The sequence below is a fragment of the Streptomyces sp. UNOB3_S3 genome (genome assembly GCF_020740895.1).
Lineage (GTDB): Bacteria > Actinomycetota > Actinomycetes > Streptomycetales > Streptomycetaceae > Streptomyces.
In genome coordinates this window covers 1-865 of the sequence record NZ_JAILXP010000734.1, presented here as the reverse complement: position 1 = coordinate 865, position 865 = coordinate 1, and the positions used below count along the sequence as shown (strand labels likewise).

At 70.2% G+C, this 865-nt stretch carries 1 protein-coding gene; it reads left to right on the top strand.

Annotation, left to right across the window (positions count from 1 at the left end; genetic code table 11):
- Positions 1-673: 673 nt before the first annotated feature.
- A partial coding sequence (locus tag K6I33_RS35360) for a hypothetical protein (protein ID WP_374286711.1) occupies positions 674-865 on the top strand: 192 nt, incomplete at its 3' end.

Here is an 865-nt window from a genome sequence, read left to right as displayed (position 1 = left end):
CATCGAGACCGAGGCCCGTCACCCCGCCACGAGAACACGGCGGCAGCGCTGAGAGGCTGGCCCGGGGGCCCGTCGCCGACTGCCACTTGCCCGTCGCGCGCCTCAAGAACGGGCTGGCAGCGAGGGGACAGGCGGAGGGCGCAGGCCCGGGAACCGCACCACAGCAGCCGTGGGAGCTGAGCGCCGTACTCCCGCCGTCACCCCCTGCGGGCCGTAAGGAGACCGCACTACCCGGCCGTGGCTGAGGGCGAGCTGGCAGCTGCCGCGATGTGGCCAAGCCCGGTGGGGGCGCTCCGCTCAGCGCGCGCATCGTCACGGCCAAGCGTCCGGCCGACCGCGAGTAGGTGGTGAAGGGCGACTGGCTATGGGTCTACAACCCCGGATGATCACGTGGCCGTATGCGTTCCTTGTCGGGCCGCGCAAGTTGAGGTGCCAGTAAACGCCGTGTCGCCAGATGCAGTTGTCACTGTGCCCGTTCCGGGCTTCCGGACGTTTATTCGGGGTGGGTGGTTGGGTGGGATTTTGTGTTGCGTTCGAATGCTTCGGCTGCTTGCGGGGCGCTACGGTCTGTCCACCTGCCGCTAGTTGACGGGGTCGGCCCGAGGCAGGGGTAGACGATGTGGCGCGTGGGCGGGAGGGCGTGATGACGGGGGGTTCCGGGCGAGGCCGGGCCGTGGCATGGCTGGTAGCGGTGCTGGCGGGCCTGAGTTCGGTCGCGCTGGTGCTGGTGGTGGTGCTGGCCGATTTGAACACCGGGGCGCTGGTAGCGAGCATCGTCGGCACGATGGCTGGTCTGGCCGGAGTGGTGGTATCGGTGCTCGCCCTGACGAGAACCAGTGGCGGGGCGGGGCGCCGAGGGCGGGCC